The sequence below is a fragment of the Bacillus sp. RAR_M1_44 genome (genome assembly GCF_020165935.1).
GTDB classification, from domain to species: Bacteria; Bacillota; Bacilli; order Bacillales; family Bacillaceae; genus Bacillus; species Bacillus altitudinis.
The window spans coordinates 17,321-39,287 of record NZ_JAIUKX010000001.1 but is presented as its reverse complement, the minus strand read 5'-3'; the positions used below and the strand labels follow the sequence as shown (position 1 = coordinate 39,287).

Annotated in this window: 14 protein-coding genes; 8 read left to right on the top strand and 6 right to left on the bottom strand. The window is 42.5% G+C overall.

The genetic code is table 11. The annotated features are described in order from the left end of the window. The first annotated feature begins 18 nt into the window (after positions 1-18). The gene (xylB, locus tag LCD34_RS00125) at positions 19-1,512 is read left to right on the top strand and encodes a xylulokinase (RefSeq protein ID WP_224558376.1); all 1,494 of its coding nucleotides are present in this window, start codon (positions 19-21) and stop codon (positions 1,510-1,512) included. 93 nt (positions 1,513-1,605) lie between these two features. Beyond that, positions 1,606-2,292, top strand: a complete 687-nt coding sequence (locus LCD34_RS00120) for a glycoside hydrolase family 11 protein (protein ID WP_113747273.1) — start codon at positions 1,606-1,608, stop codon at positions 2,290-2,292. Positions 2,293-2,338: 46 nt separating this feature from the next. Here LCD34_RS00120 and LCD34_RS00115 read toward each other — a convergent pair whose 3' ends face one another. After that, positions 2,339-4,378 (bottom strand): molybdopterin oxidoreductase family protein, encoded by a 2,040-nt coding sequence (locus LCD34_RS00115; RefSeq protein ID WP_046343752.1) that lies wholly within the window; start codon positions 4,376-4,378, stop codon positions 2,339-2,341. A 117-nt stretch (positions 4,379-4,495) separates the two neighbouring features. Further along, positions 4,496-5,692: a cytochrome P450 gene (locus tag LCD34_RS00110; protein WP_113747274.1), complete on the bottom strand. Its 1,197-nt coding sequence runs from the start codon at positions 5,690-5,692 to the stop codon at positions 4,496-4,498. Positions 5,693-6,162: 470 nt separating this feature from the next. Between LCD34_RS00110 and proC the strand changes: the two genes are divergently transcribed. The 3 genes from proC to LCD34_RS00095 are packed head-to-tail and all read left to right on the top strand — an operon-like array spanning position 6,163 to position 9,393. Then, positions 6,163-6,960 (top strand): pyrroline-5-carboxylate reductase, encoded by a 798-nt coding sequence (proC, locus tag LCD34_RS00105; protein ID WP_007500664.1) that lies wholly within the window; start codon positions 6,163-6,165, stop codon positions 6,958-6,960. Positions 6,961-6,987: 27 nt separating this feature from the next. Then, complete coding sequence (gene proB, locus LCD34_RS00100) at positions 6,988-8,106, top strand: glutamate 5-kinase (protein ID WP_046343748.1); 1,119 nt, start codon at positions 6,988-6,990, stop codon at positions 8,104-8,106. Positions 8,107-8,124: 18 nt separating this feature from the next. Then, positions 8,125-9,393: a glutamate-5-semialdehyde dehydrogenase gene (locus LCD34_RS00095; RefSeq protein WP_212337993.1), complete on the top strand. Its 1,269-nt coding sequence runs from the start codon at positions 8,125-8,127 to the stop codon at positions 9,391-9,393. Between the two features lie 197 nt (positions 9,394-9,590). Here the strand turns inward: LCD34_RS00095 and LCD34_RS00090 are convergent, their stop codons facing one another. Beyond that, the gene (locus tag LCD34_RS00090; protein WP_224558375.1) at positions 9,591-10,160 is read right to left on the bottom strand and encodes a GNAT family N-acetyltransferase; all 570 of its coding nucleotides are present in this window, start codon (positions 10,158-10,160) and stop codon (positions 9,591-9,593) included. A gap of 88 nt (positions 10,161-10,248) precedes the next feature. Between LCD34_RS00090 and LCD34_RS00085 the strand changes: the two genes are divergently transcribed. Beyond that, positions 10,249-11,070 carry a MerR family transcriptional regulator gene (locus LCD34_RS00085; protein WP_224558374.1) on the top strand — a complete coding sequence of 274 codons (822 nt, stop codon included), beginning with the start codon at positions 10,249-10,251 and terminating at the stop codon, positions 11,068-11,070. Between the two features lie 59 nt (positions 11,071-11,129). Here the strand turns inward: LCD34_RS00085 and LCD34_RS00080 are convergent, their stop codons facing one another. The 3 genes from LCD34_RS00080 to LCD34_RS00070 form a co-directional block, all read right to left on the bottom strand. Beyond that, a complete protein-coding gene (locus LCD34_RS00080; RefSeq protein WP_224558373.1) occupies positions 11,130-12,959 on the bottom strand; it encodes an ABC transporter ATP-binding protein in 1,830 nt (609 codons plus the stop codon). Further along, complete coding sequence (locus LCD34_RS00075; protein ID WP_224558372.1) at positions 12,956-14,689, bottom strand: ABC transporter ATP-binding protein; 1,734 nt, start codon at positions 14,687-14,689, stop codon at positions 12,956-12,958. Before LCD34_RS00075 ends, LCD34_RS00080 begins: the two co-directional genes overlap by 4 nt. A gap of 94 nt (positions 14,690-14,783) precedes the next feature. Continuing rightward, positions 14,784-15,686: a LysR family transcriptional regulator gene (locus LCD34_RS00070; RefSeq protein ID WP_008346581.1), complete on the bottom strand. Its 903-nt coding sequence runs from the start codon at positions 15,684-15,686 to the stop codon at positions 14,784-14,786. 153 nt (positions 15,687-15,839) lie between these two features. Between LCD34_RS00070 and gltB the strand changes: the two genes are divergently transcribed. Beyond that, positions 15,840-20,411 (top strand): glutamate synthase large subunit, encoded by a 4,572-nt coding sequence (gltB, locus tag LCD34_RS00065; RefSeq protein ID WP_224558371.1) that lies wholly within the window; start codon positions 15,840-15,842, stop codon positions 20,409-20,411. 16 nt (positions 20,412-20,427) lie between these two features. Continuing rightward, positions 20,428-21,912, top strand: coding sequence for a glutamate synthase small subunit (gltD, locus tag LCD34_RS00060; protein ID WP_008346585.1), 1,485 nt, complete (start codon positions 20,428-20,430; stop codon positions 21,910-21,912). The last annotated feature ends 55 nt before the right edge of the window (positions 21,913-21,967 follow it).

The window sequence follows — 21,967 nt, the reverse complement described above, 5'->3', positions numbered from 1 at the left end:
TTTTGAAGGAGTGAACACATGAAGTATGTGATGGGAATTGATCTTGGAACGAGCGGAGTCAAAGCGATATTAGTAGATGAGAGCGGGAGGGTATGCTGCGAGACAACTAAATCTTACCGCCTCATTCAAAGCAAACCAGGTTATTGTGAGCAAAATCCTGAAGACTGGGTAGAGCAGACGATGGCCGCAATGACAGAACTGATGGAGAGAAAGCCTGTTCAGTCAAGGCAAGTAGAAGGCATCAGTTTTTCTGGACAAATGCACGGCCTTGTTTTATTGGATGAATCCCTTCAAGTGCTCAGGCCTGCCATCTTGTGGAATGACACAAGAACAACACCGCAATGCGTGCGCATGACAGAAAAGCTAGGAGGCAGGCTGCAAGCGATCACAAAAAATCAGGCATTAGAAGGATTTACACTGCCAAAGTTGTTATGGGTAAAGGAACATGAACCAGAAATTGATCAACGAATCCATTTGTTTTTACTTCCAAAAGATTATGTCAGATATCGATTAACCGGTGCTATTCATATGGACTATTCTGATGCGGCTGGTACGTTACTGTTGGATATGGGAGAACAAACATGGAGTGAGGAGATTTGTCAAACCTTTAATATTCCGATTCGTATTTGCCCGCCGCTCGTTTCATCGGAGGCGGAGGTTGGAACACTCTTGCCGCAGATCGCAAAGGAAACCAGGATGGCAGAAGAGGTGAAGGTTTTTGCGGGTGGAGCGGATAATGCTTGCGGTGCCATTGGTGCCGGCATTTTATCATCAGGTCACACATTATGCAGCATTGGCACATCAGGTGTCATTCTTTCCTATGAAGAAAATCATAACAGAGAGCTGAATGGAAACTTGCATTTGTTCCATCATGCAAAAAAAGACGCTTTTTATACAATGGGAGTCACTTTATCAGCAGGTTATAGCCTCGATTGGATTAAATCTTTACTTGCTCCAAATGATTCGTTTAAAGACCTTTTAGCCGGAGCAAAAGATATAGCGCCTGGCGCAAATGGATTGCTATTTACGCCATATTTAGTTGGGGAAAGAACGCCTCATGCAGATTCAGTCATTCGTGGAAGCTTCATTGGATTAGACAGCCGGCATAAAAAAGCGCATATGGTTAGAGCTGTGCTTGAAGGAATCACTTTTTCATTAAATGAATCGATCGCTTTATTCAAGCAGGCGGGAAAAAGCATTGATTCCATCGTGTCTATTGGTGGAGGTGCGAGAAGTCATACATGGCTTCAAATGCAGGCAGACATTTTTCAAGCTGAGGTGATACAGCTTGAAAATGAGCAAGGGCCCGCATTAGGTGCAGCGATGCTTGCAGCAGTTGGATGCGGCTGGTACGAGTCACTTGAGGCGTGCGCGGATCAGTTTATCCATCAAGCGGCCGTATTGACACCAAATCAACAGCATGTCGATGTATATGATCATCTCTTTCGTTTGTATCAAAGCATTTATACACACACAAGAGACATTCATGCGGGTCTAGCACAGTATCGATAATCTAGTAGTGAGTGGGGCATGAAAGGAGGTGATGAATTCATTTCATCTTAGAGATGACAGAATCAAAAGGATGAAAAAGGAGAGGAATGGACGATGAATTTGAGAAAATTAAGACTGTTGTTTGTGATGTGTATTGGACTGACGCTTATACTGACGGTTGTACCAGCCCATGCGAGAACCATTACGAATAATGAAATGGGTAACCATAGCGGGTACGATTATGAATTATGGAAGGATTATGGAAACACCTCGATGACACTCAATAACGGCGGGGCATTTAGTGCAGGCTGGAACAATATCGGAAATGCTTTATTTAGAAAAGGGAAAAAGTTTGATTCCACTAGAACTCACCATCAACTTGGCAACATCTCCATCAATTACAACGCAAGTTTTAACCCAGGCGGGAATTCATATCTATGTGTCTATGGCTGGACACAATCTCCATTAGCAGAATACTACATTGTTGATTCATGGGGCACATATCGTCCAACAGGAGCGTATAAAGGATCATTTTATGCTGATGGAGGCACATATGACATTTATGAAACAACCCGTGTCAATCAGCCTTCCATTATCGGGATCGCAACCTTCAAGCAATATTGGAGTGTACGTCAAACGAAACGTACAAGCGGAACGGTCTCCGTCAGTGCGCATTTTAGAAAATGGGAAAGCTTAGGGATGCCAATGGGGAAAATGTATGAAACGGCATTTACTGTAGAAGGCTACCAAAGCAGCGGAAGTGCAAATGTGATGACCAATCAGCTGTTTATTGGCAACTAAAAAAGTCAAAGAAAAGAGCCGGGAGCAAAACTCCTGGCTCTTTCTATCATAATTTTTCAACTTCGACTCTGCCGGAAAAGAACGTCGCACCACCGCCCATATCTGCCAAACGATCAGGTGTGAGGCCATTCACCAAATGTTTTTTGCCTTTTTGGTCTGCCCATAATCCCTGGCTGACAACAACACCAGATAACACATTTTGTCCGACTGACACGATCAGCTCGCATTCTCCTCGATCATTCAGCACACGAACCATGTCCCCATCTTCAATCTGTCTTTCTTTTGCATCTTGTTCATTCATATGAAGCTTCGGAAATTTCTCTAGCTTTTGATGCTTCTCATGAAGAGAGAAGGTGGAATTAAGAAAATTATGGTTTGGTCCCGGTATAAACGTTAGTGGATAATCACTTTCCTTGAATAAAGGTACATAGGTTGGAAGGGCTGGATATCCATCTTTTTTCATTTGTTCAGAGTAAAGCTCAATTTTCCCGCTTGGGGTAGGGAGCTTTAAATCTTCGAAAGGCCCTCGTTTTGCTTTGATCCACTTTTTCTCTTTTAACGCTTGATATGAAATGTTTTCATAATGCGGATTTTCAGGATGATGAAGAGCTTGTTCCATTAGTTCCGCATCTGTGTCTTTAAAGGCTTCATCTTCAAAGCCCATCGCATGAGCCAAAAGACGAAACACTTCAGTGTTTGATTTGCTTTCTCCATAACGTTCTATAACAGGTTCTTGAATTTGAATGTAATGATGCCAGTAAGAAGTATAAAAATCCTCGTTTTCAAAGGCAGATGTCGCTGGCAGAACAATATCCGCATAAGTAGCTGTCTCTGTCATGAACAAGTCATGGACAACCGTAAATAAGTCTTCCCGCATCAAACCGTCTCTTACTTTATTTGCTTCAGGTGTCACAACAGCCGGGTTGCAAGAGTAGACAAAAAGAGAATCAATAGAAGGTTCTGCGTTCGTTAGCACGCTGCCCAGCTGATTCATATTAAATGTTCTAGGTTCGCGTTCCTTTAATAATTCCGGTCGCTGAAGAGCGATTTCATTATAACTAAGAAAAGAAGAGTTCGATTTCATCGCACCGCCGCCTTTATGCAGCCATTGACCGGTGAGGGCAGGGAGGCAGGAGATGGTTCGAATACTCATGCCGCCATTATCGTGATGCTGTAGCCCATTGCCAATACGAATGAGAGATGGCGATGTCTCTGCGTACATTCTCGCAAGTGTGATGATGTCTTCTTTCGGGACACCCGTGATTTGTTCAACCGTTTCTGGATCATACTGCTTCACATGCTCGCGAAGTTCATTGTGACCGACCGTGTAAGTCTCTAAAAATGACGCATCTGTGCGGTCTTCTTTAAAAAGGACATGCATGATCCCAAGAGCTAGCGCACTGTCAGTGCCAGGGCGAAGCGGAATGAACCAATCTGCCATCCGGCCCGTTTGGTTTTTGTGCACATCAATGACGACAATTTTAGCCCCTTGCTTTCGAGCTTTTTGTGCCAACGTGATTTGATGCATATTGGTTGAAACCGCATTGATGCCCCAAAAGATAAATAGTTTCGTGTGAATGGTCTCTTCTGGGTCTGTCCCGATGCTTGCGCCCATTGTATATTTATAGCCTGTTGTTCCGGCTGACTGACAAATGGTTCGGTCTAGCTGACTTGAGCCAAGTCGATAGAAAAAGCGGCGGTCCATTCCTTCTGCATTAAGATTCCCCATATTCCCATAGAAGCTGTAAGGCAAAATGCTTTCTGGTCCTTTTTCTTCGATCAGCTTTGTCCATTTTTGACGAATGGTTTCAATCGCTTCTTCCCACGTAATTGGTGCAAACTGCCGGTCACCTTTTTGACCTACACGTTTTAATGGCGTTGTCAGACGTTTTTCATCATATAAACGAGCTGTGACATTCCGCACTTTATTGCAAATGTTTCCTTGAGTGACTGGATGATCTGGGTCTCCTTGAACTTTAACGATCTTTCCGTTCTCTTTATGGATTAAAAGACCGCACTGGTCAGGGCAATCTAACGAACAAACTGATTTGAATATTCCGTCTTTCATTGCTGTGTAATCGGTCATACGTTTAGCTTCCTTTCCGAATTCCGTGATCACTGTACATATGGACTTTATTTTAGCATGTTCAGACGAGGAAGGTAAGGATAAGCATATGAAAAAAAGCCCCTAATGAAAGGGACTTTAAAAACGGGTGACCTGCACAGGGAATTCTTTGACCCCAAACACAAACGTGCTTTGAATTGGTTTCAGCTGATCTGCCGCACAGGTGATTTCTCGAAACGTACGGAGTAAAATCTCAAGTGCTAGATGAGCCTCAAGCCGGGCGAGAGGGGCACCAAGACAAAAATGGATGCCGAAGCCAAAGCTCAAATGTGGATTTGATTTTCTGTCAAGACGAAACGTATCTGGATCTTCAAATTTTCGTTCATCACGATTCGCAGATGCCACCCAGCTGATGAGATAGTCTCCTTTTTCAATGTGAGAACCGGCAATCTGAACATCCTCTGCTGCAACTCGCCCAATCGCTTGAACAGGCGGATAATAGCGCAGCGTTTCCTCCGTCAATTGAGGAATGAGAGACAGGTCTTGCCGCACTGATTCGGCGATATGCGGCTGTTCTGTTAAAAGTCGTACGGCATTTGTGATTAAATTCGTTGTTGTTTCATTACCAGCAACGAGTAAGAGTATACAAAAGCCAAGTAGTTCATTTTCTGATAAACGCTCACCGTCAATTTCCGCTTGGATGAGAAGGGAGATTAAATCATCGGCTGGCGTTTCTTTTCGTTTTTGGATCAAATGAGCAAAGTACGCTGACAGCTCTTTTTCTGCTTGTTTTTGCATGTCGACAACGGCTTGAACAGCTTCTTTTGAATCATCTTTGGCTCCTGCAACTAGAGCATCTGAATGTTTTTTGATCAGCTCTCTGTCTTTCACTTCTGCCCCGAGAAGCTCGGCGATGATCATGACAGGTAGGGGAGCGGCAAGATCTTGGACAATATCGAAGGTCCGTTGATCCTTTACTTGATGTAATAGATCATGGGTCAAGTCTTTGATCTTTTCTTCTATTTGTTTGATCGCTTTTGGCGTGAAGGCTTTATTGACGAGTGCTCTCATTTTGGTATGTTTTGGAGGGTCCATTGTTAAAATACTCGTTTTAGATGTACTTCTTCCTCGCTGTGATGAAAATACTTTTGGCTGCTTCAGAACGGACTGAATATCAGCATATCGAAAGAGATCCCAGCACTTTCTCGTTTCATCGTATCGAATATCACCCTGCGATCGTAATTCATTGTAGATAGGGAATGGGAAAAGAAGGTCATCAGTAGATCGGATTTCTTTCATTGGGATGACATTGACGTAATTTTCTTTTACTTTCATTATGAACGCTCCTTTTTCTCTTGATTCCCTTTCACGGTATCACCACGAAAAACGCATTTCAACGGACATGTTTTCTAAAATATGTCAATAGTCTAATCGAAAGATTCAAACACATTCGTCCTATAGGAAAATAGAAAGTCATCAAAAATGATAGCGCTTTCTAAAAACTAGAATTGAAGTCACCGAAACCAAAAATAAAATGGTGAATTCAGTCGAACGAAAGGGTACTATGATTCAAATCTGTATAGTTCTTTTGATCTAAATTGATGATTTGAAAAAACACGGCTAACATATATACCGCAAGCTGTTCAGCTGGTATTCGGGACTTTTGAAAAGCGCTGGCTCTTTCTTGACACGATTTCTCATCATGTTACGATAACTAACGTGCGAAAAACACGAACAAAAAGCGAACAAGGGAGAGGATCAATATCATTGATCAAAAGAAAGTTGCTTTCATTGGAGCAGGTTCTATGGCGGAAGGAATGATTGCAGGTATTGTGCGATCAGGTCAGATGCCGCTCAGCCACATTTACGCAACAAACAAGCAAAATAAGCAGCGATTAAACGAACTAACGAAACGCTACGGAATCCAAACAGCCACAATGGATTCATTTCCTTTTGAAGAGATGGATATGTTGATCCTGGCAATGAAGCCAAAGGATGCTGAAACAGCACTTGAATCATTAAAACCTCATATTCAGAAAGATCAGCTCATCCTGTCTGTGCTTGCAGGTGTGAAATCATCGTATATTGAAGACATGCTGCATGAAGGGCAGCCTGTTATGCGAGTAATGCCAAATACGTCAAGTACGATTGGGGCGTCGGCGACCGCTTTATCTGCTGGACGTGATGTGAAAAATGAACATGTAAGCATGAGTCGGGCTCTTTTATCTGAAATGGGAGAAGTATATACCATTCAGGAAGAGCAAATGGATATTTTCACAGGAATTGCCGGAAGCGGTCCAGCTTATTTTTATTTCTTAATGGAAAGAATCGAAGAGGCTGGAGAAGAAGCTGGCTTATCAAAAGAAATGTCCCGTCAAATCGGTACACAGACACTTCTCGGTGCAGCGAAGATGCTGCAAGAAACAGCTGAAAACCCTTCTGTCCTCAGAGAAAAAATTACGTCACCTAATGGAACAACGGCTGCAGGACTAGATGCATTAGATGATTTTGGCGGAGGAGAAGCCATCAAGCAGGCCGTCAAACATGCCGCCAATCGATCAAAAGAAATAAGTGAACAGCAAAAACAAAAAGTAACGATATAAATAGAGCCTCAATACAGGAGTGATAAGGTGTACGCAGATAAAGAGAGAAAACGAATTGTTGTGAAAATCGGAAGCAGCTCTCTTACTAGCTTTCAAGGTGAGATTAGTTTAAAAAAACTAGAAAACCTCGTCAATCAAATTGTAAAACTCAAAGATGAAGGACACGAAGTCATTTTGGTCTCATCTGGTGCGGTTGCAGCTGGTTACCGAAAATTAGGATTTATTGATAGACCGAAAACACTGCCAGAAAAACAGGCGTCTGCCTCAATAGGGCAAGGGCTTTTAATGGAGTCATATTCTACTTTATTTTTATCGCACGGTTATATTGCTTCACAGCTATTAATTACAAGAAGCGATTTTTCAGATGAAACGCGCTATCAAAATGTGCGAAATACAATGAATGTGTTATTAGATCGAGGGATCATCCCGATTATTAATGAAAATGATACAGTGACGATCAATCGGTTGAAGTTTGGAGATAATGATACATTGTCTGCAAAAGTAGCTGGACTGATTGATGCGGATTTCCTCGCTATTTTATCTGATATTGATGGCTTGTATGAAGATAACCCTCATACAAACCCGAATGCGAAGAGAATTCTAGAAGTCACAGAAATCACAGAAGACATCGAAGCAGCCGCTGGAGATGCGGGAAGCAGCGTTGGCACAGGCGGAATGAAATCAAAACTCGATGCCTTTAAAATTTCAATGGCCGCAGGCATCAATGGCTTTTTGGGAAAAGCCGATACGCCTCACATTTTAGACAAAGCCATTAATGGGACAGAGGACGGCACTTATTTTACAGCTGACGAAAATTTAGCGCCGCTGAATTATAAAAAACAGTGGATTGCTTTTCATTCTGGCCCAAAAGGCGAAATCGTTGTTCAAGAGAAAACACAGGAGCTTCTCATGCATCGTGAGAAAAGTCTGGATTCTGACGGCATAGTCGATGTAAATGGTTCGTTTAAAAAAGGCGATGTAGTCCGTATTTTAGATCAAGATGAAAGAGAAATAGGGCTTGGCATTGTCAATTATGCGTCCGACGAACTCGCACTCAACGGTGACTTGCTACAGGATGAAGTGGTGCATGTCGTAGATCTTGAAGCGTTTGTTTGTCATTTAGATTTATCAATACCAGTTTGCTAATCATAAGGGAGGAATTTCATGACACTGACAGCTGAAGTTGTCACATCGGTCAAAGAAAAAGCGAAAAAAGCAAAGCACGTATCAAAAAAACTAGGCTTACTTCAAACAGAGGAAAAAAATGAGGCACTGCTGAAAATAGCAGAAACGCTCGAACAGCAAAGTGATTTTATTTTACAGGAAAATCAAAAGGATTTAGAGGCAGGAAAAGAAAAGGGCTTCTCTGAAGCATTAATGGATCGATTAATGTTAAATGAAGAGAGAATTCATGAGTTTGCGGAAAGTTTGCGGCTTGTGACGAGATTAACAGATCCTGTTGGAGAAATATTGGATGAATGGACTCTTGAAAACGGCTTACATGTGAAAAGCCGAAGAGTACCGCTCGGCGTGATCGGGATGATCTATGAAGCGAGACCGAATGTCACTGTCGATGCAGCAGGGCTTGCCCTTAAGGCAGGCAACTCAGTGATTTTAAAAGGCGGTTCCTCCGCTATTTCTTCCAACAAAGCCATCGTCCGCGTCATTCATGAGGCATTGGATCAAACAAAGATTCCTCGTGATGCGGTACAGTTTATTGAACAAACAGACCGTTCATCGGTTCAAGCGATGTTTCATCTAAAAGAATGGATAGATGTTTTAATTCCGAGAGGCGGGGCTTCTTTAATCAAAACCGTTGTAGAAGAATCGACCATTCCAGTTCTTGAAACAGGGACAGGGAACTGCCATGTTTTTGTTGATCAAACAGCGAATGTGGAAAAAGCCATTCAGATTGTTATCAATGCGAAAACAAATCGCCCGGCCGTTTGTAATGCGCTTGAGACTCTGATCGTTCATCGCGATTGGCTGAAAGAAAATGGTGCAGCATTGAATGAAGCACTGCTTCAGCACCAAGTCACTGTGCATGGAGATCAAGACGCTCAACCTTTCTTTTCCGAAGCGGTTCCTGCGGAGGAAGTAGATTGGACAGATGAGTATTTAAGTCTGGATCTTGCGGTGAAAGTGGTTGACTCAATTGAGGACGCCATTCACCACATTGATCAGTACGGGACCAAACATTCAGAAGCCATCGTAACAGAGGATGAAAAAAACGCACAAATCTTTCTAAACGAAGTCGATGCGGCCGCTGTTTACCATAACGCATCTACACGTTTTACAGATGGCGGTGCACTAGGATATGGCGCTGAAATTGGCATTTCTACTCAAAAACTGCACGCAAGAGGGCCAATGGGACTTCCTGCACTGACAACGACAAAGCTGCTTCTGTCTGGTGATGGTCAGATTAGAAGCTAAAATGAATGTAACGAACACTACCTTTCTCCTTGGGGTAGTGTTCTTTAGTGTATGATAAAAAAAGAGAGAAAAAAGGGAACGACATGGAAACGATGCTGAAGCACTGACAACTCTTGAAAAAGAAGACAAAGGGCTAAAATAAAGTCCATTTTAGCCCTTTGTCAACAATCTGAAACTCCCCATAAGAGGGAGTTTTTTTATGAACTTGAACAATCTTTTTTCATGACTTTCTCAAATTTGAAAAATTCAAATGCCTCAGGCGCTAAAGGGTCATTTTCTTGATCCTTCTCATGAGGGAAGCTCGGATCTGGATGGTGTAAGTGATAAAACTCAACAATCTGAAACCCGCATTTGTTCACATAAAAATGAATGTTGCGCTTTTCAAAATAAGGAGTGACAACTTCCCACACCTTCGTTTCTGGATATTGCGCCTCAATGGCTTTCCATGCTGCCTGACCAATGCCGCGGCTATGAGATGATGAAGAGATATATAATAGGTCCACCGAATTGCGGTGTGTGTGATGGTTGATTTTTAAAACAACCCCTCCTGCCTTTTGTCCATTTAGTAAAATATGATAGACAAGGTTCTCTGTCGAATAAAAAGATTCATCAATCGACTCATCAGGAGGAATTGGTCCACCTTCTGCATCCCCAAATGCATCAATGATGCCAGCAGTGAAAGCATCTTGCAGTTCCTTTTTCATCAAAGGGAAGTCTTCTTGATTTGCAAGTGATAATGTGACTTGATCTTGTGCGATTTTGTTCATGTGTAAATCCTTTCTCCACATACGTGGTGTTTATGCATGTTATCATAAAGGATGGAGTAACTCCATAGTCAAGAAAGGAGCCCTAAAAATGATGAGCGATGGTCAAAAAACATTTTTAACTGGAGAATTTGCGGCATTATTTGAAGTGAAAAAAGATACACTGCTCTATTATGATAAAATCGATTTGTTTAAGCCGGCAGGTGTTCAGGAAAATGGATACCGTTATTATACATTTGAACAATTTGACCATTTCATGGCCATTCAATCCCTTCGTGCTGTTCAATTTCCGATCAAGCAATTAAAACAATACTTTACTGAGCCTTCTCAAGATAAATTGCAAAGCCTGGCGATTGAGCAAGCAGAAAAGGTCGGAGAGGAGATCCAAAAACTACAGGATATTCAATCTTTTCTTTTTCGTGTGATCGAGACAACGAATGAATTATCATCAGTGAAAACAGGGGAGGTCTTGTTTCAAGAACTGCCAGAGGAACCGATCGTCCTCAGTACATCAAACCCGATTGATTCAAACACACCTGTAGAAGAAATTTCTCGAATTGTAGGAGAATTTCTGAAAGGAATTGGGATTAAAGGTGCTGCGGCAAATGGTTCTGTTTTAAACAAGGAGCAGTTTTTGCAGCGTCATTATCATCAGTCTGATAGGCTGTTTTGCCGAATGGAAGGGCCAGATGCAGTCAAAAAGCCAGCGGGTCTATATGCAGTCATGTATCAACAAGGAACATATGAAGAGATGGAGACTGCCTATTCACGTTTATTAGATCAAATCGAAGCAGAGGATATGATACTGGATGGAGATGTCTTTGAGGAGTATTTACTTCATTCTCTGATGTCTAAAAATGAAGCGGATTACATGACAAAACTCAGTGTGAAAGTCAGAAAACGGGAAGCTTAAGGTATCACAAAAAGGATAGACAGGCATTTTTACATGCTGTCTATCCTTTTTGGTGCTGTTTAACCGACTTGGTTCTCGGCAAATTGACTCATATAGAGGTCTGCATAAAAACCTTTTTCTTTCAAAAGCTCACGATGAGTTCCTTTTTCAATAATCGTGCCATCTTTCATGACTAAAATGAGATCGGCATCTTTAATCGTTGAAAGTCGATGTGCAATGACGAAGCTTGTTCTGCCGTTCATTAATTCATTCATCGCTTTTTGAATATGCATCTCTGTCCGTGTATCGACACTGCTTGTTGCTTCATCTAAGATTAATATCTTCGGATCAGATAAGATGGCACGGGCGATGGTTAACAGTTGACGCTGACCTTGCGAGAGGTTGCCGGCATCTTCTGTTAAGAGTGTGTCATATCCATCTGGAAGGGTGCGGATGAAATCATCTGCATAGGCATGTTTAGCGGCCTTCAACACATCCTCTTTTGAAACATTCGGTCTGCCATATGCGATGTTGTCATAAATTGTGCCTTCAAAGAGCCATGTATCCTGAAGAACCATCGCAAATAAGTCACGCACTTGCTCTCGGCTGAGGTCGGTGGTTTTTACGCCGCCAATGCGAATGGAGCCTTGATCTAGCTCGTAAAAGCGCATTAACAGATTAATAATCGTTGTTTTTCCAGCGCCTGTTGGCCCAACAATGGCAACCGTTTGTCCTTCTCGGACATGTAAATTCAAATCTTTAATAATGGGTTGATCTTTCTCATAACCGAAGTGCACGTGCTCAAAGGCCACATCTCCGGAAAGGGATTTAAGATCAATCGCTGCATCTTCTTCCGCATGTTCTTCTTCCTCATCCAGAATTTCAAACACCCGTTCAGCAGAAGCGATAGCAGATTGAACTAAGTTTGCAACACTGGATGCTTGCACAAGCGGCTGCGACATTTGCTGTGTGTATTGGATAAATGCTTGCACATCCCCAACACGAATATTCCCATTAATGACAAGAATTCCGCCAGCAACACTTACCGCCACATAGCCAAGATTCCCAATAAAGGTCATCATCGGCATCATTAAGCCGGAGATAAATTGTGCTTTTCTTGAAGATTCATATAGTTGTTCGTTTAATTGATCAAATGTATCAATGGCTTTCTTTTCATAGCCATACGCACGAACCGTCTGATGTCCTGTGAACATTTCATTAATATGTCCATTGATCATCCCTAGTTCTTTTTGCTGTGCTTTAAAATGCTTTTGCGAAAATGATGTAATGCCTCGAATCGCAAACAAACTAAGAGGCAGCGTCAAACAAACAAGCAGCGTCAGCAGCGGACTGATGAAAAGCATCATGACGACAATTCCAATGACTGTAATAACAGATGTGATCACTTGCGTGAGTGCCTGCTGTAAAGAAGTATTAATATTATCAATGTCGTTCATCACCCGGCTCAGCGTGTCTCCGTGTGTTGTTTTATCAAAATAACGAAGGGGGAGACGTGTGAGCTTGTCATTTGCTTCCTGCCTTAATTCAGCAATGGTCTGCTGCGAGACACCCGCCATTACATATTGCTGCACGAATGAGAAGAGAGATGCCACGACATATAATAGAACAAGCAACAATAAAATGCGTGAAATGACATCAAATTGAACACCAGTTCCTTGTGTAAAACTTTCAAATAGGGAAGAGGTGGCATCCCCAAGTAATTTTGGACTGATGACATTAAAAACGGTTGAACCGATCGCTGCAATCAGGACAACGATCAGCTGAAATTTCCTCGGTTTTAAATAGCCCGTTAAACGAAGAAGTGTTTTTTTAAATTCCTTCGGTTTTTGTACTGGGCCCCTTGGGTGACCGCCTTTATGTCCCATTCCAGAAGACATTTTTTTACTCATCCTTGCTCCACCTCCTGACCTTCCTGTGATGCGACGATCTCTTGATAGACAAGGTTATCTTTCAGTAACTGTTCATGTGTACCGATACCTGCTATTTTTCCATCATCTAACACAATGATTTTATCGCTATGCTTCACTGTGCTGATTCTTTGAGCCACAATAATCAAAGCAGCATGCTCTTTTTCAGCTTCTAGCGCTGACCGAAGTTTTGCATCCGTTTTGTAATCAAGGGCAGAGAAGCTATCGTCAAACAGGTAGAATGCAGGTTTTCTTACGAGTGCTCTTGCAATCGAAAGACGTTGTTTTTGACCGCCAGAGAGATTCGAACCCCCTTGGTCTATCTCTGCGTGAATTCCGCCATCTTTTTGCAAAACAAATTCTTCGGCCTGTGCTGTCCGCAGTGCCTGCCAAATCTCGTCATCTGTAGCATCTCGTTTGCCAAAGCGCACATTATCAGCAATGGTTCCGCTAAATAAAATGGCTTTTTGAGAAACATAACCCATCTGACTTCTCAGTTTCTCTTGAGGCAATTCTCTAATATCGACACCATCTAATATAATTTTTCCTTCTGTTGCTTCATAAAAACGTGTCATCAGCTGAAGAAGGGTCGTTTTCCCGGAACCTGTACTGCCAATGATCGCCGTCGTTTCACCCTTTTTGGCTTCAAACGTCATGTCTTGAACGGCTGGTTTTTCAGCATTTGAATAATAAAATGACACATCCTCAAAGCGAATGGACTGGGCTGGCTGATCAAGTTTAGTGACAGCTTCTTTTTTGTCTTTAATTTTTGGTTCTAGATTTAACACTTCATTCATCCGTTTAGCTGATGCCTGAGCTCTAGGCACCATAATAAAACTCATAGAAAGCATAATGAGTGCCATTAAAATCATCATCGCATATTGAATGAAGGCGATCAGATTCCCGACTTCCATCTGTCCGGCATCAATCCGATTAGCGCCAATCCAGACAATGCCGATATTCGTGAAGTTCATGATAATGAGCATAAAAGGGAACAAGTACGCCATTAATCGATTGACCTTAAGACCAGTATCCTTATACGATGTATTGGCTTCTTGAAAACGTTCCTTTTCGTCATCTACTCGGTTAAACGCACGAATGACCCGAATGCCTGAAAGCGACTCTCTCATAATCAAGTTCAGCCGGTCCGTTTTTTTCTGAAGCTGGCCAAAGAGGGGGATCGCTTTTCTTGATACCAAATAAATGAACCCGCCAAGAAGGGGAAGAGCTGCTAAAAAGATGAGAGATAACACAGCATCTCTAGATACAGCCAAAATAATTCCACCAACGAGCATTAGAGGCGCCCGTGTCATCATTTGTAAGATCATGATCGTGACATCTTGAACTTGTTTCACATCATTTGTGGATCTTGTAATAAAGGAAGATGTCCCGATTTTTTGAAATTCTTCTAATGAGAATTGTTCGACATGCACAAACAGCTGTCTTCTCATATCACGCCCGAAGCCTAGAGCTGTCTTAGATGACAAGTAGGACTTCCAAATCGTGAGCAAGATGGCAAGTAAAGAACAAGCCACCATCCAGCCCCCAACCTTCCATATATAAGCGACATCTCCTTGGACGATCCCGACATCAACGATATCTGCCGTAAGCGTCGGTAAATACAGCTGGAGCATACTGCTTAAAAAGGTGAGAATCACAATGGACACAACGGATAGCCGATAGGGCTTTAAAAACGATAAAATTGATTTCATACGATTACCTTTCTTCCATATAGTCTGTTGTTCTGTAACTCATCATATACAAAGAGGGATTATTTCTACAAATGAAATGTCTTGTTTTAATGAATTATTTATATTGTTCAATTTTTGAAAAGAAGTCCTTTACAAACATATAAAAATCATGGGCAGAAGGAGACATCTCTCTCGATTTAGAAGCAATAATTCCGACCGTTCTTCTCACTTGAGGGAAATCAATGGGAATTTTCACTGTAAATCGCGGTGTTGTTTCATAAAAGGCACTTTCGGGTAATAAGGTAACACCCATTCCTGCCGATACGAGACCTTTTATGGCATCCAAATCTTCTCCTTCAGATGAAATGGTAGGCTCATAGCCTGCCTGCTTGCAAGCATCAACCGCAATTTGTCTCAGCACATACCCTTCAGGAAATAACACGAAATGATCCTTTCTTAAATCACTTAAATGAATGCTCCTTTGTCCGCTAAAGGGGTGGCTAACCGGTAAAAGGGCATAAATGCTTTCGGAAAACAAGATATTTCCTTCTATTTGAGGATCGTTTGTCGGGACGGGTCCTAAAAAGGCAAGATCAATGTCTCGATTTTTGACAGCTTCAATCAGAAACTTATAGGAACCTTGCCGAAGTAAAAAATCGACCTCTGGATATTCCAGCTTAAATGCGGAAATGACAGAAGGGAGCACTTGGCTTGCTAGACTTGTAGGAAATCCAATGTTCACTGTCCCTTTGTGAGGGTCTAAGTATTCATCAATTTGTTCTTTGGCGTAATCTATCGCTTTTAGGGCGGTTCTGACATGGTCCAAAAATTGTCTGCCGATTTTCGTTAATTTGATATTTCGTCCTTCTCGTTCGAATAAAGCCACTCCAAGTTCTTCTTCTAAATTGGCAATCTGCCGGCTGATGGCAGATTGGGCAACGTGTAAGTTTTCAGCCGCTTCTGACACGTGTTCACGGTCAGCAACTTCTACAAAATAACGTAATTGACGAAGCTCCATTTTTGCACTTCACACCCATCTATCTCAAAAAGAGATTGTTTTGATCTAAATTATATATTGTTTATATTAATTTGAAAACTTAAAATAAGTTACAGAGTTTGTGAGATTTTATTACTGTGAAAAAACGGATCTTTTAAACGGGGGAGAGAAACGATGACTTATAATCAACTACCACAACCACAAGGTCTCTACCGTCCTGAATTTGAACATGATGCATGTGGAATCGGACTGTACGCCCATTTAAAAGGGGAGGCGACACATAGCATCGTCAAAAAGGGATTGCAAATGCTGTGCCAGCTTGATCACCGCGGCGGGCAAGGCAGTGATCCGTATACAGGTGATGGTGCCGGTTTAATGGTACAACTGCCAGACGCTTTTTTTAGAAAGAACTGTCAAGACCTTGCACTTCCTGAAAAGGGCCGTTACGGGGTAGGAATGGTGTTCTTTTCAAAAGATGATGATGCCAAAACGCGTCAAGCGATCGAACAAAAGATCAACGGCTTCATTAAACAAGAAGGGCAAACATTAATTGGCTGGAGAACGGTTCCTGTTGATGCTGGGAAAATTGGAACGGTTGCAGCGAAGAGCTGTCCGGTTGTCCGGCAAGTGTTCATCGGAGCAAACGACAACATTACAGACCGTTTGTCATTTGAACGAAAATTATACGTCATCCGCAAGCAGGCTGAAAACTGGGGAACAGCAGAGGAAAAACAATTTTACTTTGTCAGCCTGTCGAGTCAAACCATCGTATATAAGGGGCTTTTAACATCAGATCAAGTTGATGCTTTTTATCTTGATCTACAGGATGAAACATTTGTTTCTGCATTTTCACTCGTTCATTCAAGATTTAGTACAAATACATTCCCGACATGGGAACGAGCGCATCCAAACCGTTACTTAATTCATAACGGAGAAATTAACACATTAAGAGGAAACATCAATTGGATGAGAGCAAGAGAACAACAATTCGTGTCTGAAGCCTTCGGAGAAGATCTAGACAAGATTTTGCCAGTGCTGAATGCAGACGGAAGTGATTCATCCATTTTAGACAATGCCTTTGAATTTTTCGTGCTTGCAGGGCGTACTCCTGCTCATACAGCGATGATGCTGATTCCTGAGCCGTGGACGGAGAATACGCACATGTCAAAAGAGAAACGGGCATTTTATGAATACCATAGTTCGTTAATGGAGCCATGGGATGGCCCAACAGCGATTTCGTTTACGGATGGTAAACAAATCGGCGCCATCTTAGATCGTAACGGATTAAGACCCGCGAGATACTACGTGACAAATGACGATCATATCATTTTCTCATCTGAAGTTGGCGTCATCGACACGAATGAAGAAGATGTGAAGTATAAAGACCGTCTTGAACCAGGTAAAATGCTGTTAATCGATTTAGAAGAAGGACGCATTATTTCTGATGAAGAAGTGAAATCTTCGATTGCGAATGAACTTCCTTATCAAAAATGGCTCGATGAAGAAATGGTTCACGTCAATCGCTCGGAAGAAAATTCAGAAAATTCTAGTATAATGAGTGATTTGTTAACGCGTCAGCGTGCTTTCCATTATACGTACGAAGACATTCAAAAGTATTTAATTCCTTTACTAGAAGAAGGCAAGGACCCAATAGGCTCGATGGGAAGTGATACACCGCTTGCTGTGTTATCAGATCGTGCGCAGTCGCTGTTTTCTTATTTCAAACAGCTGTTTGCTCAAGTGACGAACCCGCCAATTGATGCCATTCGTGAGCAGCTTGTCACATCGACCATGACTTGGTTAGGTGCTGAGGGAGATATTTTACATCCAAATGAATATTCATGCCGAAGAATTAAACTTTATACACCAGTTTTAACAAGCGGGCAGTTCAACGGCTTGAAAACGATTGTTCATAACGCCTTTAAAAGCAAAACGATTCATACACTTTTCACTGATGACCTAAAACGCGGTCTTGATGCGATGTTTGAAGAGGCAGAAAAAGCCATTCGTGAAGGGGTATCTTTACTAATTCTTTCCGATCGTGACATGACGGAAGAAAAAGTGCCGATTCCACCACTTCTTGCATTGAGTGCACTTCATCAGCATCTTGTGCGTCAAGGCTTACGAACAAAGGTGAGCTTAATCGTCGAATCCGGAGAAGTAAGAGAGGTTCATCATTTTGCCGCACTGATTGGCTACGGCGCAGATGCGATCCATCCGTACCTCGTTTACGAAACATACAAACAGCTTATTGCTGAAGAAGCGATTGCGATTAGCTTTGATGAAGCTGTCACAAAGTTTGGGAAAAGTGTGACTGAGGGCGTAGTTAAAGTAATGTCTAAAGTGGGAATTTCCACTGTCCAAAGCTATCGAGGCGCACAAATTTTTGAAGCAGTCGGCATTAGTGAAGATGTCATCCAGGCGTATTTCACAGGAACAGCTTCTCAGCTAGGCGGTATTGATCTTGACACCATTGCAAGTGAAGCAAAACTTCGTCATGAGGCTGGGTATCAGGCATCAACTGATCAAACGCTAGAATCAGGCAGTGAATTCCAGTGGAGAAAAAATGGAGAGCATCATGCCTTTAACCCAAAAACCATTCATACCCTTCAGTGGGCATGCCGCAACGAAGATTATGATTTATTTAAACAATATACGAAGGCAGCGGATGAAGAACGAATTGGTTTCCTTAGAAATCTATTTGCTTTTCATTCAAAACAAAAGCCAGTTCGTCTGGAAGAAGTTGAATCTGCAGAATCCATTGTGCGCCGCTTTAAGACAGGTGCGATGTCATTTGGTTCATTAAGTAAAGAAGCGCATGAAGCACTAGCGATTGCGATGAACCGAATTGGCGGCAAAAGCAACAGCGGAGAAGGCGGGGAAGATCCTGCACGCTTTACAGTAGATGAGCACGGGGATGATCGCAGAAGTGCGATTAAACAGATTGCTTCTGGCCGCTTTGGTGTGAAAAGTCATTATTTAGTCAATGCAGATGAACTGCAAATTAAAATGGCGCAAGGTGCAAAGCCTGGAGAAGGCGGACAGCTGCCAGGGAATAAAGTATATCCTTGGGTCGCAGACGTACGTGGTTCTACGCCAGGTGTTGGCCTAATCTCACCACCGCCTCACCATGATATTTATTCGATCGAGGATTTGGCTCAATTGATCCATGATTTGAAAAACGCAAACCGTGACGCACGCATCAGCGTCAAGCTAGTTTCTAAAGCTGGCGTTGGAACGATTGCAGCAGGTGTTGCAAAAGGCACAGCTGATGTCATCGTAATTAGTGGATATGATGGCGGTACTGGGGCTTCTCCGAAAACAAGTATTAAACATACAGGACTTCCTTGGGAGCTTGGATTGGCAGAAGCGCATCAAACCCTTGTCTTAAACGGCCTTCGAGAGCGAGTCGTTCTTGAAACGGATGGCAAATTAATGACAGGACGCGACGTTGTCATGGCTGCGATTTTAGGAGCAGAAGAATACGGCTTTGCGACAGCTCCACTTGTCGTATTAGGATGTGTCATGATGAGAGCATGTCATTTAGATACTTGCCCAGTCGGTGTCGCTACTCAAAACCCGGAACTTCGCAAAAAATTCATGGGTGACCCTGATCACATTGTCAACTTCATGATGTTTATTGCAGAGGAAGTAAGAGAAATTTTAGCTGAACTTGGCTTTACATCAATGGATGAATTGATTGGGCGTACGGATGTTTTATCAGTAAGTGAAAGAGCAAAAGCACACTGGAAAGCAGGACAGCTGAACCTTGAAACCCTGCTTTATCAGCCAGAGGGAGCACGCACATTCAGAACGCCACAAAATCATAAAATTGATGAATCACTGGATATGAATGAGATTCTCCCTTACGTACAGGAAGCGCTCCATCATCAAACACCGGTTGATCTGTCACTAAACATTCGCAACATTCACCGTGTAGCTGGAACGATTACGGGCAGTGAAGTGTCTAAGCGCTACGGAGAAGAAGGTCTGCCAGAGGATACGATCACACTTCGGTTCACTGGTTCAGCTGGACAAAGCTTCGGCGCATTTGTTCCAAAGGGGATGTCCTTATATTTAACAGGTGACTCAAATGACTATATCGGCAAAGGACTCTCTGGAGGCAAAATTGCTGTCAAAACATCTGATCACTTTGTACAAAATGGACATGAGAACGTGATTGTCGGTAACGTTGCATTTTACGGCGCGACAAGCGGAAAAGCGTATATTAACGGCCGTGCAGGTGAACGATTTGCCGTGCGTAATTCAGGTGTCAATGTGGTCGTTGAAGGAATCGGTGATCACGGCTGTGAATACATGACTGGCGGACGTGTTGTCATTTTAGGTGACGTCGGGAAAAATTTTGGTGCAGGGATGTCTGGCGGTATCGCTTACGTGCATACATCTGATGCAAAACAGTTCAAAAGAATGTGCAACATGGAAATGATCATGTTTGAAAAACTCACAGTTCACGAAGAAGAACAAGAAGTGAAGCAAATGATTCAGGAACACCTTGATTATACAAACAGCTCAAAAGCAGCAGCGCTTCTAGAGAACTGGGCACAAGAAAAGAATCAATTCATTAAGATCATTCCGAGAAATTACAAAATGATGCTTCAAAGCATTGAGGAACAAAAACAAGCAGGCCTCAGCCACGAGGAAGCTGTTATGTTCGCATTTGAAGCAAACACAAAACCGAAAAATAAAGAAACGGCAAACGGGCAAAAAGCAGCCGTCGCTCATTAAGAAAGGGGAGAGGACAATGGGCAAAGCAACAGGTTTTATGGATTATAAAAGAGAAAAGCCAAATGAACGTGACCCTCTCACTCGTCAAAATGACTGGAAAGAATATTCAGCTCCTTATACAGATGAGGTATTGAAACAGCAGGGTGCTAGATGTATGGATTGCGGAACACCGTTTTGTCAAATTGGGATGGAGATCAGGGGCGGCGTTTCTGGCTGCCCGATCTACAATTTAATTCCAGAATGGAATGACCTTGTCTACCGGGGCAGATGGAAAGAAGCGCTTGAAAGACTACAAAAAACGAACAATTTCCCTGAATTTACTGGAAGAGTATGTCCAGCACCTTGTGAAGGCTCATGTACCGTCGCGATCAATGATCCAGCAGTATCGATTAAAAATATCGAACGGACGATCATTGATAAAGGTTTTGAAAATGGCTGGATTACACCAAGAATTCCTTCAAGCCGTACAGGGAAAAAGGTTGCCATTGTCGGATCAGGACCAGCAGGACTGGCAAGTGCAGACCAACTAAACCAAGCAGGGCACGCTGTAACCGTGTTTGAACGATCTGATCGTCTTGGTGGACTGCTCACTTATGGTATTCCGAATATGAAGCTCGACAAAGAAGTCGTTGAGCGCAGAGTTAAACTGCTAAGACAAGAAGGCATTGACTTTGTGACCAATACAGAAATTGGTGTGGATATCACGGCTGATGAACTGAAAGAGCAATTTGATGCGGTCATCCTTTGTACAGGTGCACAAAAGCAGCGTGACCTGTTAATTGAAGGCAGGGAAGCAAAAGGGATTCACCTGGCAATGGATTATTTAACACTCGCAACAAAAAGCATGCTTGATTCAGGATTCAAAGATAAAAACTTTATTGACGCAAAAGGGAAAGACGTCATTGTGATTGGCGGAGGAGATACAGGCGCTGACTGCGTCGCAACTGCACTTCGCCAAAAAGCAAAAAGTGTTGTTCAATTCGGAAAGCATCCAAAGCTTCCAGATACACGTGTAGGGGATAACATGTGGCCAGAACAGCCTTATGTCTTCTCTCTAGATTATGCTTACGAAGAAGCACAAGCAAAATTTGGAGAAGATCCGCGGCAATATTCGATTCAAACCACAAAGATTGTGGCTGATAAAAATGGGAAGTTAAAAGAGCTTCATACCATTCAAATGGAAAAGGTGAAAAACGAGCAAGGGAAGTTTGAATTTCATGAGATTCCAGGAACAGAGAAGGTATGGCCAGCTCAGCTAGTCTTTATTGCGATTGGTTTTGAGGGAACTGAACAGCCGCTAGTGAAACACTTTGGCGTGGACAGCAAAAACAATCGGATTGACGCAAAATATGGGGAATATACGACGAATGTAGAAGGCGTATTTGCAGCGGGAGATGCAAGACGCGGTCAAAGCTTGATTGTCTGGGCAATTAACGAAGGCAGACAAGTGGCGCATGAGGTAGACCGTTATTTAATGGGGAGTTCGGTTCTGCCAAAATAGGTCAAACAAAGGGTGTTTACCATATATAGAGAAAAGCCATGACCAAAGAGTGGTC

Coding starts and splice junctions, on each gene's coding strand:
- xylB (WP_224558376.1), top strand. CDS start 19: ATGAAGTATGTGATGGGAATTGATCTTGGAACGAGCGGAGTCAAAGCG.
- LCD34_RS00120 (WP_113747273.1), top strand. CDS start 1,606: ATGAATTTGAGAAAATTAAGACTGTTGTTTGTGATGTGTATTGGACTG.
- LCD34_RS00115 (WP_046343752.1), bottom strand. CDS start 4,378: ATGACCGATTACACAGCAATGAAAGACGGAATATTCAAATCAGTTTGT.
- LCD34_RS00110 (WP_113747274.1), bottom strand. CDS start 5,692: ATGAAAGTAAAAGAAAATTACGTCAATGTCATCCCAATGAAAGAAATC.
- proC (WP_007500664.1), top strand. CDS start 6,163: ATGGCGGAAGGAATGATTGCAGGTATTGTGCGATCAGGTCAGATGCCG.
- LCD34_RS00095 (WP_212337993.1), top strand. CDS start 8,125: ATGACACTGACAGCTGAAGTTGTCACATCGGTCAAAGAAAAAGCGAAA.
- LCD34_RS00090 (WP_224558375.1), bottom strand. CDS start 10,160: ATGAACAAAATCGCACAAGATCAAGTCACATTATCACTTGCAAATCAA.
- LCD34_RS00085 (WP_224558374.1), top strand. CDS start 10,249: ATGATGAGCGATGGTCAAAAAACATTTTTAACTGGAGAATTTGCGGCA.
- LCD34_RS00080 (WP_224558373.1), bottom strand. CDS start 12,959: ATGAGTAAAAAAATGTCTTCTGGAATGGGACATAAAGGCGGTCACCCA.
- LCD34_RS00075 (WP_224558372.1), bottom strand. CDS start 14,689: ATGAAATCAATTTTATCGTTTTTAAAGCCCTATCGGCTATCCGTTGTG.
- LCD34_RS00070 (WP_008346581.1), bottom strand. CDS start 15,686: ATGGAGCTTCGTCAATTACGTTATTTTGTAGAAGTTGCTGACCGTGAA.
- gltB (WP_224558371.1), top strand. CDS start 15,840: ATGACTTATAATCAACTACCACAACCACAAGGTCTCTACCGTCCTGAA.
- gltD (WP_008346585.1), top strand. CDS start 20,428: ATGGGCAAAGCAACAGGTTTTATGGATTATAAAAGAGAAAAGCCAAAT.